Here is a 14926-nt window from a genome sequence, read left to right as displayed (position 1 = left end):
ATCAGACCTTGGCAGCGGCCAGGGACTGGGCGATGAGAGCTTCGTAGATCGAGCGGAACTTTAGACCAATGAGCACCTGGAAAAAACCGGTGCCGTCGCGCGAGCCGGGATAGTCGGTGTGCTTGAGGATGAGCGAGGCCAGTTCACCAAAGCGCGTCTCGCTGGTGTTGCGCAGTTTTTGCTCGAGTTCCGGTGAATCGTCCGGGGCAAATTCACCGTCGATCGATAGATACGAGGCTGGGCGGCCAAAATAGTCGGTCGTCCCGTAGCAGAAGGTCAGCTCTGGATCGGAATTTGGGAAGTTGGGCTTCCAGCAGACATCGGAGATGGCCCGGTCAAACAGATAGGGCGGGTCGTAGTTGGGAATGCCCTCTACCTGCACCATCGCCGCTTTGATCTTCTTGGTGCCGTCTTTTTTTTCGGGCAACTCGCTGGGCAGAATCTGCAGCACCACGTCGGCGTGCTGTTTTTGGGGGTCGATGTAAGCCGAAAAATCTGGCCGCCGCGACTCAATCGCCCGGATCACATCGTCGTAGGAGTGGCCGCGCTCGGCCATGTCGCGCTGGATCTTCCACTGGATTTTGATCGGATCGGACAGATCGAAGTAGACCTTAAAATCGAGCAGATCGCGTACCCGCTTGTCATAAAAAGGATGCAGCCCTTCGAGGATGACGATCGGCGTCGGGTCGATGCGTTCTGGCGGATCGATCTTGCCCGTCTCATGGTTGTAGATGGGCTTCTGGATCGACTGGCCCGACTTGAGGGCTGCCGCCTGCTCGGCCATCAGATCAAAGTTGTTGGCTCGCGGATCGAGGGCAGTGATGCCCGTCTCCTTGCGCTGCTTGCGATCGAGCGAGTGGTAGTCATCGAGGCAGATGACCGTGACAAGCTCTTTGCTGAATAAATCTTTGAGCCGTCTGAGGAAAGTCGATTTACCGCAACCCGAATCTCCACCGACGCCGATCAGGACCACCCTGTCCGCCTTACTGACCATGCCGTTCTCCTAGGACTGCCTTCCTGAAAGAGGCTATCTGCCACACCTGCTAGCTGGGCTGAAACGCCCATCGGGCGGGCAAAAAATGCCCCCCAATGGTAACAAAGCCCCGCAATCAGGGCAAGCGAGTTGCCATTCTTGAGTGTGGCGATAACTACTTTCTTAGTCATCCATAGTAAGGTAAAAATACCTATTAGTAAAACTCAATCGTGCCCAAAAATCGCCGCCCGCTGCAGCCGGGGGAATGTTCCGTCCCTGGGCAGCTACCGGGGTGCTACGGTTTGGCCATCAGGCTTTACACTGGGCATAATTGTCTGCCGCAGGCTGTTGTCGCGACCTAGGAGAAAGAAGATCATGGCCCACGCCGCCACACGTTCCGTCGAAATTCCCGTCAATATCTACCGGCCCAACAACCCGTACTTGGGCAAGGCGCTGGAAAACGTGAAACTGACTCCGAACGACCCGGACAACGATGTGCGCCACGTCGTCCTCGATCTATCCGGAGGCAACCTCACCTACGTCGAAGGCCAGAGCATCGGCATCGTACCGCCGGGCACCGACGCAAAGGGCAAGCCCCACAAGCTCAGGCTCTACTCGATCGCCTCCAGCCGCATCGGCGACAACAAAGACAGCCAGACCGTTTCGCTGTGCGTCAAGCGCGTCGTCTACAAGCATCCTGAGACCGGCGAAATCGTCCGGGGCGTCGCCTCCAACTTTATCTGCGACCTCAATCCCGGCGACGATGTGCAGATTACCGGCCCGGCGGGCAAGACCTTCTTGTTGCCCGAAGATCCGACCGCCAACTTGATCTTGATTGCCACCGGCACCGGCATCGCGCCTTTCCGTGCCTTTTTGCGCCACATCTACGACGAGATGGACACTCCCTGGCAGGGCAAGGTGTGGCTATTTTTTGGCATGCAAAATTCTCACAGCTACCTCTACCAGGAGGAGCTAAACGCTTTTGCGGCCAAAGGTGACTTTCAGATCACGACCGCCATCAGCCGCGAGCAAAAAAACAAGGAAGGCGGTCGCATGTACGTCCAGCACCGCATCGCCGAACACTCAGACGAACTGTGGAAGCTCATCACAAACGGCAACACCTACACCTACATCTGCGGTCTGCGCGGCATGGAAGACGGCATCGATGCGGCCTTCACCCCGATTGCCGCCGCCAATAACCTGAGCTGGCCCGAATACCAGAAGCAGCTCAAGCTCGACGGCTTCTGGCACGTGGAAACCTACTGATGTGACGATCGCCTTTCAGCCCTCGCCAGATCCGACCCTCGGAGTCGAGATGGAACTGCAACTCATCGACCCCGAGACGGGCGATCTCGCCCCGCGCGGCCCGGATCTGGTCGCCTTCTGCGAGGCTCACCCCGAGGTGGGCCTGGTGGTCAAACCGGAACTGGTGCAGGCGACCGTCGAAATCAACACCGGCATCTGCAAGGATGTCGCCCAGGTCGAGCGGGATCTCACCACCCAGCTATTGTTGCTGCGCACCGTCGCCCAGCAGCACGGCATCAGTTTTTTATCCGCCGGTACCCACCCGTTTGCCCTCTGGCGCAACCGCCGCTACACCCAGAGCGATCGTTACCGGGCCTTGATCGAAAAGCACGTCTGGACGGCGAGGCGGATGCAGATCTACGGCCTGCACGTCCATGTCGGGATGCCCGACGGCGACACGGCGATCCAGGTGATCAACCAGCTTACCCAGTACGCTCCCCTGCTGCTCGCCCTCTCCGGCAACTCGCCCTACTGGGAAGGCGACGACACCGGCCTCGACAGCTGCCGCACCAAGGTCTTCGAGAACCTCTCCGCCGCCGGTCTACCGTTTCGCTTTGAAGATTGGGCCGGTTACGAAAATCTGGTGCAGGTTCTGCTGGAGAGCGGTTCGATCCAGACCCAGCGCGAGATCTGGTGGGATATTCGGCCCCACTCCGACTTTGGCACCCTCGAGGTGCGCATCTGCGACGCCACCCGCACCCTGGCTGAAGTACTCGCCCTCACCGCCCTGGTGCAGTGCCTGGCTGTCTACTTCCAGCGCCTGCTCGCCGCTGGCGAAGAGATCCGCCTGCTCCACCCTGGCATCATCCGCGAGAACAAGTGGCGGGCCTGCCGTTGGGGCATCGACGGCGAACTCATCGATCCGCTGAGCCTCAAGCCTGTGCCCACCCGCGAATTGATCGAGCAGACCGTCGCCTTCTTGCAACCGATCGCTGTCGAACTCGACTGCGCCAACTATCTTTTGGGCATCAACGCCATCCTCGAAGAAGGCAACGGAGCGACCCGCCAGCGCCGCGTCTTTGAGCAGACAGGCTCCCTGGCGGCAGTGGTGGCCGACCTCGAAGCCGGTCTTGCCACCTAGAGGGCAGTCTCAATCGGGAATGTGGCGGTCCTGGATGCGCTCCGCTTCGGGGCAGTCGTCGGAGATAAGCAGGTCGCTCGCGTTCATCCGGCCTCGGGGCACCGAGGAGAGACGGCGGGTAACCGAGCCGATGCTCTCAAGGCGGACCATCTCTTCCCAGGAGCAGATCTCGTCGTCGTCCTCGGTCTCGTAGCGGACCGTCACCAGATCGCCTTCGATATCGATGATCCGCGCCCTTTCTAGCCAGCGGCCCTGATCGCGCAGATACATCCAGACTTCGGTTCCCTCGCGGGAGAGCTGATAAATCTTGCGATGCAACATAACTGACCTCCCTAAGGCCGACAATTGTAAAAGAGCTTATGCACAGCGAATGCCGAACACTAAAGGTTTCTCGCGAGGGTGGGGCTTATGAATTCGACCAGCCAGTTGATCACTTTATCTTCCAACACTACACCATCCAGCTGATCGACTTCGCAAATCCCCGTCGGGCTGGTGACGTTGATCTCAGTCAGATAAGGACCGATCACGTCGATGCCGACAAAGTAGTGGCCATCGGCCACCAGGCGCGGTCCGACGATTTGGCAGATCTCGCGATCGCGTTCGGTGAGGGTGCTTTTGACCACCCGGCCACCGGCGGCCATATTGCCCCTGAGATCGTCCTCGCGCGGCACCCGCAAAATCGCACCGATCGGTTCGCCTGCCAGCAGCAGAATGCGCTTGTCGCCCTGGCGCGACTCGCTCAAGTAGCGCTGGACGATCGCCGGGCGCGTACCGCGAGCTGTACTCGTCTCGATAATCGCGTTGAGGTTGCGATCGGCGCGGGTGAGCAGAAAGATGCCCTCGCCGCCCTTGCCGTCTAAGGGCTTGATCACCGCCTGGGTGTGAACATCGACGAAATCGAGGATGTCCTGGCGCTGGGTCAGAACACGGCTTTCGGGGACCAGATCGGGAAAATGCAGGGCGTAGAGCTTTTCGTTGTGATCGCGCAGGCCGCTGGGTCGATTGAGGACAAAGGTGGAGCGGCCATCGCTGCGCCCGGCATCGACCAGATCGAGGATCTGGGTGGCCCAGAGATAGTTTGCCGTCACCGGCGGGTCCTTGCGCATCCAGATCACATCTGCCTCGCTTAGAAAGCGAAACTGCACATCTTCGACGGTGTAGAAGGGGATGCGGTCAGCGTGCAGAACCAGGCTCTGTACGCGGGCGGCGGCGCGCTGGTGGTGCAATTGCAGATCCGCCAGCTCAGCCGCCCAGACGGTGTGTCCAAGCCGGGCAGCGGCCTGCATCAGGGCGACGGAGGTGTCGTGACCGGCAATCAGACTGCTCAGCGGATCGACGATGAACAGAATGTTCATGAAGCGACCAGCAGCGGGTCGAGTTGCCCGGCCCGGTCGAGGGCATAAAGGTCGTCGCAGCCGCCGATATGCCTGCCTTCGATGAAGATCTGCGGCACACTGCGCCGTCCGGCGGCGCGCTCGGCCATCCGGTCGCGGGCTTCCTCGTCGCCGTCGATGCTGTATTCGGTGAAGGCAACATTCTTTTGTTTGAGAAGCGCCTTGGCGCGCACACAATACGGGCAGAATCTCCAGGTATAAATTTCAACCGTTGGCTTCATCAAAAACTCCACTGGGCGACTTCCCCACGACTATTCTAACGTGAAGTGGGCTTCAGACCCGGCGGCGAAAAAGCAGGCCAAAGCCAATAAAAGCGGCCAGGGCAAAAAGAACGGTGCCCAGCCAGAAAAGATGGCCCGTGCTGTCGAAGGCAAAGGCGAGCGTCCCTGCCAGGATAAGGGCTGCGGTAATCAGGCCACTGGTGATCCGGCGGCTCGCCTCCAGCAAGCTTAACTGCACCGGCTCCCAGCCGCTCACCTGTACGCGCAACTGAAAAGTTTCGGCGGTGATCCGCTGCAGCAACAGATCGACGCGGCGCGGAAAATTGAGCAACAGCTCGCGCAGGTCGAGGGCGGCGCGCAGGGTCTCCTGCAGGGGAGCCGTACCCAGCAGGCGACGGCGAAAAAGCTCGGTGATCAGGGGCTTGACGGTCTCGATCAAGTTAAATTCAGGGTCGAGGGAGCGGGCCACCCCTTCGAGGTTGGCGAGCGCCTTGACGTAGAGGCCGATATTGCCCGGCAGGCGAATGCCGTTCTCGCGCAGCACCCGCAACATGTCGTAGAGCAGCGCGCCAAAGTTGATCTCTGCCAGCGAGCGGTTGTAGTACTGGCGCAGCAGGCGGTCGAACTCGCCCTGCAGACGGGCGAAGTTGACGTTATCGACCACCTGCCCCAGATCGAGGGTGAGCTGGGCAAAGCGCTGGGGATCTTCCTGGACGATGGCGAGCAACTGTTCGGTGAGCAACTGCTGGGTGCGGGGGTCGAGGGAGCCGGTCATGCCGCAGTCGAGCAGGGCGACATCCAGCTTCTGGGTGCGCGGATCTTCGAGGCGAAACAGGTTGCCCGGATGGGGGTCGGCGTGAAAGAAGCCATCGACATAAATTTGCTGAAAGAAGGCCCGCACCGCTAGATCCGCCAGTTCCGGCGAGGCTGCCGGCAGCGGCTGGCTGAGAATCGGCTGGCCTTCGATCCACCCCAGTACCAGCACCCGGCGCGTCGTGTACTGCCAGTAGACTGCTGGAATCACCACCCGCTCAGGATCGAACCAGGGACTGCCCCTGAGGCTCGCGCGCAGGATGTCGGTGTTTTTGCCCTCGCGGGTAAAGTCCAGTTCGGCGCGCAGGCTGGTGGCAAACTCTTCAGCGAGAGCCTGGGCGTCGTAGTACTTGCCCCAGCTTGCCTGCTTTGCAATCCAGTCCGCCAGACCCTTGAGGATGCGGATATCGCTCTCGACCGTGCTCTCGATATCGGGCCGCTGGACTTTGACAGCCACCACCTCGCCCGTCGCAAGCCGCGCCCGGTAGGTCTGAGCGAGTGAGCCCGCCGCCACCGGCACCGGGTTGAATTCTTGAAAAATCGTCTGCAGAGGGACTGGAAGCTCGTCTGCCAGAACCCGCTGGATGCGCTCCCAGGGCACTGCCGGAACATCGGCCTGGAGAGCAGAAAGTTCAGCGATGTACTCCGGTGGCAACAGGTCGGGGCGGGTGCTGAGGAGCTGGCCCATTTTGATAAAAGTCGGCCCCAACTCGATCAAGATATCTTTGAGAACCACCGGCAGCGGCAGACCCGGCTGTTCGCCGTTCTCATCGCGCCTTTGCTGGAGCGCATTCGTCATGTATCCCCAGCCGTAGCGCGAGAGGATGCCGATAATTTCGCGCTGACGGGTCCAATCGGGTGTAAGGTTGACGAGCATAACAGGCGCACACAGGCATACACGTCTATTGTCTGCGCAAAAAGCCCGCTTTTGCTCCGCCTTAGAGCAGATCGCAGCTCAGCAGAGGAAGGGACAGACTTCCTCTGCTGGCTGTGGTCGCCTTCCTACCACCAGATGCGGTTGCCGTTCTCGTCGCAGCGGGCGGCCCGGATCAAATTGCTGATTGCCATCTTGTCGTGGACGTGGTGCAGGGCAATCTTGCGGCCATTGGGCAGTGTCCAGTGGAAGTACTTGGGGTGGACTTCCTTGTAGACAACTTTTTGATCGACGTTGCCGGTCTGTTCTAAGAGCGTGCGATCTTCAAAGTTGTAGTTGGCGTAGCTTTCGTTCGGATCGCTGTTGTCGTCGGGCCGCGACTGACCGAGGGGACCAAAACGTTCCGATTTGACCATGACTTTATCCTGAATCCGACAGCAAATCATCTTTGCTATCTTGATGGTAGAACTGCGAGAAAAGCTGTACCTCGACCCAGCGACGGAAATGCCGGTCCACAAATAGTTATCCCCCAGAGTCTGCCAGAAAGCAGAGCAGGACAGTTCAAGGCGGTAAATTGTCGATCGTTACAGGCTCGATCGCATCCGCTGGCTGAAATCCGAAGATGCGGGCAAAGAAGTAAAACTCCGCTTCAAGGGCGCGGCGAATATTTTCGGCCCGGCGAAAACCGTGCTGTTCACCGTCAAAGGCAAGATAAGCGACTGGAAGCTCCCGGCGGCGCAGCGCCTCGACCATCCGCTCGGCCTGATCGGGAGGAACGACTTTGTCCTCCAGCCCCTGCAAAAAAATGGCCGGACAGGCGAGCAGTTCGGTGTGATAGAGAGGTGATCGTTCCCGATAAAGATCGGCCCGCTCCGGGTAGGGGCCCACCAGCCTGTCGAGGTAGCGCGATTCAAATTTATGGGTATCCGCCGCCAGACTTGCCAGGTCGCTGACGCCGTAGTAGCTTGCTCCCGCCCGAAAAACGGTACGAAAAGTCAGGGCGCACAGAGTCGTGTAGCCACCGGCGCTGCCGCCATCGATGGCGAGGCGTTCGGGATCGGCTCGGCCCTGCTCGACCAGCCCCAGGGCTCCCTGGGCGCAATCATCGACATCGACGATGCCCCAGAGGCCGTTGAGCGCCTGCCGGTAGGCGCGGCCATAGCCGGTGCTGCCCCGGTAGTTGACATCGAGCACAGCGAAGCCGCGACTGGTCCAGTACTGGATCTTGAGGTTGAGGGCGCTGGTCGTCGCAGCGGTCGGGCCGCCGTGGCTTTTGATCAGCAGGGGAGGCCGCTCACCGGGCAGCCCCTCGAAGTCACGGTTGGCAGGCGGGTAGAAAAAAGCGTGGGCGACCGCACCGCCCGTTGTCCGAAAGCTCACCGATTCAGGAACAGATAGATAGCCGGAGTCGATTTCTAGCTCACTGGCTCTGCGCAGCACCTGCTGGTCGCTACTGTCGAGATCCAGCCGCAGGATGCGCGTCGCTTCCCTTGCAGAAGCCACCGTCAAGATTGCGCCGCCGGGGACGATAACCGGGCCGCTTATTTCTGAATAGGGCAGCTCGATGGGCCCCATGCTGCCACTTTCGGTATCGAGCAGCGCCAGATGAGTTAGACCCTCTTCCCGGTACGTGCAAAGGAGGCGGGTGGCGGAGACAAAAGCGTAGGTCGTGAGGCCAAATACCCATTGGGGCAGGCCAAATTCCGCCGCGCGCGGATAGAGAGCCCGGATCTCGCCTTCCTGCCAGGCGTAGAGATTCCACCAGTTGCTGCGATCCGAGACAAAGTGCAGCACACCGGCGGGGGACCATTCCGGCTGAAAGATAGACTCATCCTGCCCCCCCGCCACCCGCACCGGTTTTCCTGGTGTTCCGTCCGCTTCTAAATCCGCCACCCACAACTCGGTGTTGTCCCAGGGCATGTCCGGGTGGTTCCAGCTCAACCAGGCCAGCCTGCTGCCGTCCGGGCTCAATGTGGGCGAGGCGTAGAAGTCCTGACCGGCAGCCAGAACTTTCACCTTTCCATCCGCCGGATCGAGTTGGACCAGGGAGTTGATCACTTCTGCCTCCCGGTGCTCCTCCTGTACGGCGATCAGCACCGGGCGGTGCGCATCGACGAGCAGATCGGCGTAGCGCAGCCCTTCGGCACTCACCGCCACCGGCTCACCTCCAGGTTCCAGTCGGTAAATTCTTTGATCGGCGAAGTGGACGAAGTAAACGACGCGATCGTGGACGGTGTAAGCACCACCGCCGTACTCGTGGACGCGGGTCCGGACGTTAAAAGGCGGCGGCGTCATGTCTGTAATCGCCCCGTCCGCTCCCAGCCGGACCAGGACGCTGCGCCCGCCCTCGGTGGGCCGGGCCTCAAGCCAGTAGACGTCAGTGCCATCGGCGCGGACGCTGCCCAGGCCAACGGTGGCCGAGGCGATAAGCTCAGCTGTAATCGGCGAAGACCAGGAGCCAAATGGCAGGCTTTGCTTAGAACTCATCAAGAACCACCCTGCTGTTGTTCGCCATGCTCTTCCTGCAAACTTCTAAAGATCGATCGTAGCTCGCTTATAAGCTTTCCCAGGGAATCATCGGAGGCTTCCATGCGCTCCAGATCCATAAAAGCAACAATGTCATCGGCGTGCTCAATACCACCCAGCAACGGTGTTACCCCTGCCTCCCTGACCGCTTCGATGAGTAATTTTTTGTACCGTCCACGGTCGCACTTGTGATCGGGTGCCTGGCACCCTCGCCCCAGGGCCAGCTTGAAAGCAGCGGAATCTAATAAAAACCACCTTTCAATGTGTGGATCTGGAATGGCACAAATGACTCGATCGCTGTATTCTCTTGAAATGCGTTCGACTTCGCGCTTTCGTTCTGCATACCCTCTACAGTTTGAATCAATGGCTACAGCAAGAAGGTCAGCCGAAGGAACAACCCCTTTCCGCAAATCTCGCATGTACTGCTCAAGCTCAGTCAGAGCTTTTCCATGCCCGCCTCGAACGCTGTAGGATTCGATTTCAACCTCGATTGAAAACTCGTACATGAAGCGCTTCAACAATGCTTTTAAAAATTCTTCGTGACCAAAGTCCTCTGTAAAGAGGTTGACTTTAGGCATCAAAGTCGCCCCGCATGATTCGTTCAGAAGTTGTTAAAGCTTCTTCATCATTCAAAGCTCTTTTCTTATCTTCACTATTCCATATCGCGCCGAAAGAAAATCGCTGAAAAGGCGTAATCCTAGTTTGTCCATCTTTCTTGGTACAGACAAAGAGAGACGTCTCAGGAATAAGATCTGGCAATATCGGTGAATGGGTCGTTACAATCAGTTGTGTATCTCCAGTCGCCGCTCTCGTTTCCAACAATCGAGCAATCAGTTGAATCCGTCGGGGATGGATTCCGTTTTCCGGTTCCTCAAATCCGAGTAAAGCAGGAGTGTCCTTTATACTACCTGCACATAAGAGACCGAGAATTCGCAGAGTACCTCCAGACATGAGTCTTGATGGAATTGGTATCCCATCCTCTACGAACGTTAGCTCAACTTCTGCTACGTTATTTAAACTAGTTTTAATTGCAGTAATTGAAGGAATGATCGCATGCAAAGCTTTTTCTATAACTCTAAATCTTGCTTTGTCAAATACTTCTAAGGTATGGAGATACGGAGCTAGTTTCTCACCCATAAAACCGATATGCAACATCTCTTCGACTTGACTTGACATTCGCATGTGCTCTCTAGGCTCAAAGTAGAAAAAGAGCCAGCTCACAAGCTCTTTTTGCATGGCTATGAGATGAGGATAATGTGGTGGATAGAGCGGCAAAGAGAGCAGGCTGTGGTTTAAGTGTTGATCGTAATAAGTTGGATGCGACTGCCCTTCCATGCGCAGGTGAAGACGCTTATCTCTATATTCCAAGAATGCGCTTCTTTTCCCCGTTGGTTCTCCTCTGCTATTTAAGGCAGCTAAGTATTCATCCGTCACTCTCAGAATGCCTGACTTAGGCAGGATTTCCACCTGGATTCTATAGCGGAGATTTCTCTCGCGAATAGAAGCTGACACCTTGCTTGGAGTGGAAGAAGAACCGTTTAATGTCTTCTTCTTCATTTCTTGAATTTGAGCGTTGACACTCTGAACGACTGCAGGTGAAAGCTCTACATCCACTTCGATTGAGAAAGTCGCGGATTCTTGTTCGAGAAGTCCCTGAACGCCTGCAGGACCAAAGGTGAAAGATTCCAGCGGCGCGCCTCGATATGGTGGATCAAACGCCTGCTTGAGAGTCTTGTAATTTGCCATTCTCGAAAGAAGCTGTAACGCGTCGAGAAAGTTGCTCTTGCCAGCGGCGTTCGGTCCAAAAAGCACCGTGAGCGGTTCGAGATTGACCTCCACGCTCCTGAGTGATTTGTAACCCTCAATTTTTACTCTTTTCAGCATCGGTTCCCATGTCTTATTAAACCTGTCCTTCGATTATCTGCGACGCAGGCGGCGGGTGAGGGGACCGAGCAGAGCCATCACTTCGGGAATGCGCCACAGCCCCAGCCAGAGCGCTTGAAACAGTGTTCCGGCAGCACCGGCGGCGGTGAGGCGAATAAGTTCGTTGATGGTTCCCGGCGGGCTCCAGGCACCGATAAGCAGGTGATAAGCCCCCCAGGCCACCAGCCCGGTGAGCAGTGCCCCGAGGGTGAGGTTCAAGCTGGTGGTGCCCAATCCCTTCCAACCCAGCCCGCCCATCTGCTGACGCAGGGCGAGGGTGAGGAGCACACAGGCAAGGGCACTCACGAGCGTAGTGGCGAGGGTGATCCCCGCCGGGCCAAAAAACTGGATAAGCAGCCAGTCAAGGAGCAGGTTCGCCCCGATGCCGACGACGCTAATGCGCAGGGGAATCTGGGCTTCGCCCAGGGCGTAGAAGACGCGGATGAGCAGGTCGCGGGCCAGATAAAAGGCCATCCCAAGAGCGGCGGCGGCGAAGACCTGGGCCACCAGTTCTGAACCGTGGCGGTCGAACTGGCCGCGCTGGTAGATCACCGTCACCAGAGGCAGGGCGAGCACTGCGGCCAGCGCGCTCAGGGGCAAAACGACGATGAGCACCGAGAGAACCGCCTGGCGCACCCGCAGCCGCAACTCGGGCCGATCCGACTCGCCACTCAGGCGACTAAAGAGCGGCAGCGCCGGGATGAGCAGAATGTTGGAGAGAATCCCCAGAGGCGTCTGCACCAGCAAATTGGCGTAGTTGAGGGCGGCGACGACGCCTGTCACCAGTTGGGAGGCAAAGAACAAGTCGGTGTAGACGTTCAGATTAGAAAGAATCGAGCTGCCCGAGGCCGGTCCCATGATGCCAAGCACCTCCTTGACCTCGGGGCTCTGCCACTGCCAGCGGGGCCGGAGACTGCCCAGGCCCAGCTTCCACTGAAAGGGAATCTGCGCCAGCCACTGCAGGAGCGCCCCGGCCAGCACCCCCCAGGCGAGCACGATCGGTCCTTGATCGTGCCAGAAGACGATAGCGACGATCACCGCTCCGCTGGAGAGGATCGGGCTCAAAGAAGGGAGGGCGTAGCGGTCCGCCGCCGTCAGTACGCCAAAACCGAGGCCAATCAGTCCGGCCAAAAGCGCCATCGGAGCCATGATCCGCAACTGCTCGACGGCCATCTGCTGGGTAGGGGCCGGGGCACCGTTGGCGACCAGACCGATAAAAAGCGGTGCCCCGAGCCAGAGGACGGCGGTCGCCACCCCGAGCACCAGGGCGACAACCGTCTGGATCGTCTCGATGAGCGGTCCAATCTTGGAGCGTTCCTGGCGGGAGACGACGCTCACCACGGCGCTGTAAAAAGGGCCATTCACCCCGCCTAAAAGCGTGAGCAAAAAGCCCGGCAGCTTGTAGGCATAACCGTAGGCGTCCACTCCGGCGGAGACCCCAAAACTGGCGGCGATGATCTGCTCGCGAAAGAGGGCGATGAATTTGCTGAGCACCGTTGCCGCGCCGACCAGCCCGGCTACCCCCAACAGTGAACGTCGATTGGCGGCCACGATTTTCCCAGGACAACCAGATAATTTTAGGCTTCCGGGCTGCTGTTAGCCTGGAGAAAGTGACGGACCACCGACCATGCCACTCCAGGGCTACTACGCGGACGGCAGTCGCCTGCTCAAAGTCCGGGGCAAAGATGCCGCCGACTACCTGCAGCGCGTGCTCACCTGCAACCTCAAGACCCTTGCACCGGACGGGGTGATCCCCGGCGCACTGCTCACCGGCCAGGGCAAGATCGTCGCCCCGTTTCGGATCTACACCGAGGCGGATGGCAGCTATACGCTTGAAACTCCAGGTGACTGTGCTGAGACGCTGCAGATGCGGCTTGAGCGCTACGTCTTCAGCGAGGATGTGAGCACCCACCTGATCGAAACCCAGGTGCTGGTACTGGTGGGAGGGGCTGCGGCCTTTGAACCGCTGCCTCAGCCCGATCGCTACCGTGAACTGGAACTTGGGAGCGTGCCGATTCGCCTCAGCACCGTCTCACCCGGCGACTACCGCCTGCACTTGCCGCCTGACAGTGCCATCGCGCTACCGGTGCCGCCCCTCACGGACGAGCAGTACGAACTATGGCGCATCGAGCGGGGCATTCCCGCCTGGGGAAAAGAGCTCAACGACAACCTCATCCCCCTGCACCTGGGCATCGACCGGGCCTTTGCCCACGACAAGGGCTGCTACACCGGCCAGGAAGTGATCTCGCGGGCCACCTTCGTCACCCAGGCACCGCTTGAACTGGTCGGACTGGTGGCGGAGCATTCGATTGTGCCCGGAAGCGAACTCACTCAAGAAGGCGACTACGTGGGCGTGGTCACCAGCGCCGCCTTCAGCGAGGCGCGCCAGGCAACCCTTGCCATCGCCCGAGTGCGCCGCCAGAAAGCTCCGCCCGGCACGACACTCCAGACAGACGGGGGGGCGGTGCAGGTCGTCGAGTTGCCTTTTTGCTAGCGGGCGTCCGCTTCGAGGCGATTGCACAGCCCATTGAGCAGGCGCTGCACCTCCGGGTCGCGGCTGCGGGACTGGTCGATCTTGTCTATGGCGTAGAGCACGGTGGTGTGATCCTTGCCGCCCAGCGCCTGGCCTATCTTGGGCAGACTCAAGTCGGTGTACTTTCTGAGTAAATACATGCACATCTGGCGAGCCTGGGAGATGTCGCGGCGGCGCGACTCGCTGCGCAGATCTTCGAGCGTCACCTTCATCTCGTTGCAGACGAGATCGAGGATGGCCTCGTCGGTGATTTCGCCACGGGTGCGCGGCGGCGAAAGAATCGGGCTAATCGTCTCGACCGTCATCGGCAAGCCTGAGATCGAGACGTAAGCGACCGCCCGGATCAGTGCCCCTTCGAGTTCGCGAATGTTGGAGGTGTAAGCGGAGGCAATGTGATGAATCACCTCCTGGGGAACGAACATGTTTTCGTACTCGGCCTTCTTCTGGAGGATGGCCATGCGCGTTTCGAGATCCGGCTGCTGGATGTCGGTAATCAGGCCCATCGAAAAGCGCGACGACAGACGCTCCTGCAGGTGGGGAATCAGTTGGGGAGGCCGATCGGAGGCGATCACAATTTGCTTTCCCGCCTCGTAGAGGGCGTTGAAGGTATGGAAAAATTCTTCTTGGGTGTATTCTTTGCCCTCGATAAATTGAATGTCATCGATCATCAAAAGATCGACGCGCCGGTAGTGCTCACGAAAATTTTGCATCGAATCTCGGCGGATCGCTTCGATCAATTCGTTGGTGAATCTTTCGGTACTGATGTAGGCGATGCGCGTCTTTGGATCGCTCTCTAATCTATAGTGGCCAATTGCCTGCATCAGGTGGGTCTTACCCAATCCGACTCCACCGCACAAAAAGAGCGGGTTATAGTTGCATCCCGGCATCTCTGCCACCGCCAGGGCCGTCGCGTGGGCCATGCGATTGTTGGCACCGACGACGAATCGAGAAAACGTGTACTTTGAGTTGAGTGAAGCACCATTATTTGATGGAGCAGGCGGGGCGCTTTCGCGCTCTGGGACTCGTTTTGGCGTCTCCTCGACGTGATCGGAGACGACAAAATCGACATGGATCGGACGGCCAACCACCTGTTCACCTGCCTGGGCAATCGCACCGGCATAATGCTGTTGCAACCAGCTACGGGCAAAGGGGTTAGGTGTGCGAATGACCAGCCGGTCCTCCTCGAAGCGCTGCGCCGATGCAGGCTTGATCCATGTTTCAAAGGTCGGTCGGGTCAGCCGTTCCTTAAGGTGACCTAGAATACCATCCCAGAGTGCTTCCAC

Annotated in this window: 14 protein-coding genes; 3 read left to right on the top strand and 11 right to left on the bottom strand. The window is 58.8% G+C overall.

The genetic code is table 11. The annotated features are described in order from the left end of the window. Position 1 precedes the first annotated feature (1 nt). Positions 2 to 994 (bottom strand): phosphoribulokinase, encoded by a 993-nt coding sequence (locus tag GKIL_RS00075; RefSeq protein WP_023171245.1) that lies wholly within the window; start codon positions 992 to 994, stop codon positions 2 to 4. A 354-nt stretch (positions 995 to 1348) separates the two neighbouring features. Here GKIL_RS00075 and GKIL_RS00070 point away from each other — a divergent pair, with 354 nt between their 5' ends. Both GKIL_RS00070 and GKIL_RS00065 read left to right on the top strand, forming a co-directional pair. Beyond that, complete coding sequence (locus GKIL_RS00070) at positions 1349 to 2239, top strand: FAD-binding oxidoreductase (RefSeq protein ID WP_023171244.1); 891 nt, start codon at positions 1349 to 1351, stop codon at positions 2237 to 2239. 1 nt (position 2240) lies between these two features. Beyond that, positions 2241 to 3359, top strand: coding sequence for a glutamate--cysteine ligase (locus GKIL_RS00065; RefSeq protein WP_041243614.1), 1119 nt, complete (start codon positions 2241 to 2243; stop codon positions 3357 to 3359). Between the two features lie 9 nt (positions 3360 to 3368). Here the strand turns inward: GKIL_RS00065 and GKIL_RS00060 are convergent, their stop codons facing one another. The 9 genes from GKIL_RS00060 to murJ form a co-directional block, all read right to left on the bottom strand. Further along, on the bottom strand, positions 3369 to 3680 hold the full coding sequence (locus tag GKIL_RS00060) for a DUF6679 family protein (RefSeq protein WP_023171242.1): 312 nt from the start codon (positions 3678 to 3680) through the stop codon (positions 3369 to 3371). A gap of 59 nt (positions 3681 to 3739) precedes the next feature. Then, positions 3740 to 4714, bottom strand: coding sequence for a glutathione synthase (gshB, locus tag GKIL_RS00055; RefSeq protein WP_023171241.1), 975 nt, complete (start codon positions 4712 to 4714; stop codon positions 3740 to 3742). Continuing rightward, positions 4711 to 4974 carry a glutaredoxin 3 gene (gene grxC / locus GKIL_RS00050; protein WP_023171240.1) on the bottom strand — a complete coding sequence of 88 codons (264 nt, stop codon included), beginning with the start codon at positions 4972 to 4974 and terminating at the stop codon, positions 4711 to 4713. The genes gshB and grxC overlap by 4 nt, the downstream gene beginning before the upstream one ends. A gap of 52 nt (positions 4975 to 5026) precedes the next feature. Next, positions 5027 to 6664, bottom strand: a complete 1638-nt coding sequence (locus GKIL_RS00045; protein ID WP_023171239.1) for an ABC1 kinase family protein — start codon at positions 6662 to 6664, stop codon at positions 5027 to 5029. A 125-nt stretch (positions 6665 to 6789) separates the two neighbouring features. Further along, on the bottom strand, positions 6790 to 7077 hold the full coding sequence (locus tag GKIL_RS00040) for a hypothetical protein (protein ID WP_023171238.1): 288 nt from the start codon (positions 7075 to 7077) through the stop codon (positions 6790 to 6792). A 145-nt stretch (positions 7078 to 7222) separates the two neighbouring features. Further along, positions 7223 to 9148, bottom strand: coding sequence for a S9 family peptidase (locus tag GKIL_RS00035; protein ID WP_023171237.1), 1926 nt, complete (start codon positions 9146 to 9148; stop codon positions 7223 to 7225). Beyond that, the gene (locus GKIL_RS00030) at positions 9148 to 9765 is read right to left on the bottom strand and encodes a DUF4276 family protein (protein WP_023171236.1); all 618 of its coding nucleotides are present in this window, start codon (positions 9763 to 9765) and stop codon (positions 9148 to 9150) included. Before GKIL_RS00030 ends, GKIL_RS00035 begins: the two co-directional genes overlap by 1 nt. Beyond that, positions 9758 to 11026 (bottom strand): AAA family ATPase, encoded by a 1269-nt coding sequence (locus GKIL_RS00025; protein ID WP_245595885.1) that lies wholly within the window; start codon positions 11024 to 11026, stop codon positions 9758 to 9760. The genes GKIL_RS00030 and GKIL_RS00025 overlap by 8 nt, the downstream gene beginning before the upstream one ends. Positions 11027 to 11104: 78 nt before the next feature. Further along, entirely contained in the window at positions 11105 to 12661 is a 1557-nt protein-coding gene (gene murJ / locus GKIL_RS00020; RefSeq protein ID WP_023171234.1) for a murein biosynthesis integral membrane protein MurJ, read from the bottom strand. A gap of 76 nt (positions 12662 to 12737) precedes the next feature. Here murJ and ygfZ point away from each other — a divergent pair, with 76 nt between their 5' ends. After that, entirely contained in the window at positions 12738 to 13604 is an 867-nt protein-coding gene (gene ygfZ, locus GKIL_RS00015; RefSeq protein WP_023171233.1) for a CAF17-like 4Fe-4S cluster assembly/insertion protein YgfZ, read from the top strand. On the opposite strand, the gene dnaA is transcribed toward ygfZ, so the two are convergent. Next, positions 13601 to 14926: a chromosomal replication initiator protein DnaA gene (gene dnaA, locus GKIL_RS00010; protein WP_023171232.1), complete on the bottom strand. Its 1326-nt coding sequence runs from the start codon at positions 14924 to 14926 to the stop codon at positions 13601 to 13603. The genes ygfZ and dnaA overlap by 4 nt on opposite strands.

The sequence above is a fragment of the Gloeobacter kilaueensis JS1 genome, from assembly GCF_000484535.1.
GTDB classification, from domain to species: domain Bacteria; phylum Cyanobacteriota; class Cyanobacteriia; order Gloeobacterales; family Gloeobacteraceae; genus Gloeobacter; species Gloeobacter kilaueensis.
The sequence above is the reverse complement of the archived record's forward strand: the minus strand, read 5'-3'. Positions and strand labels throughout refer to the sequence as shown.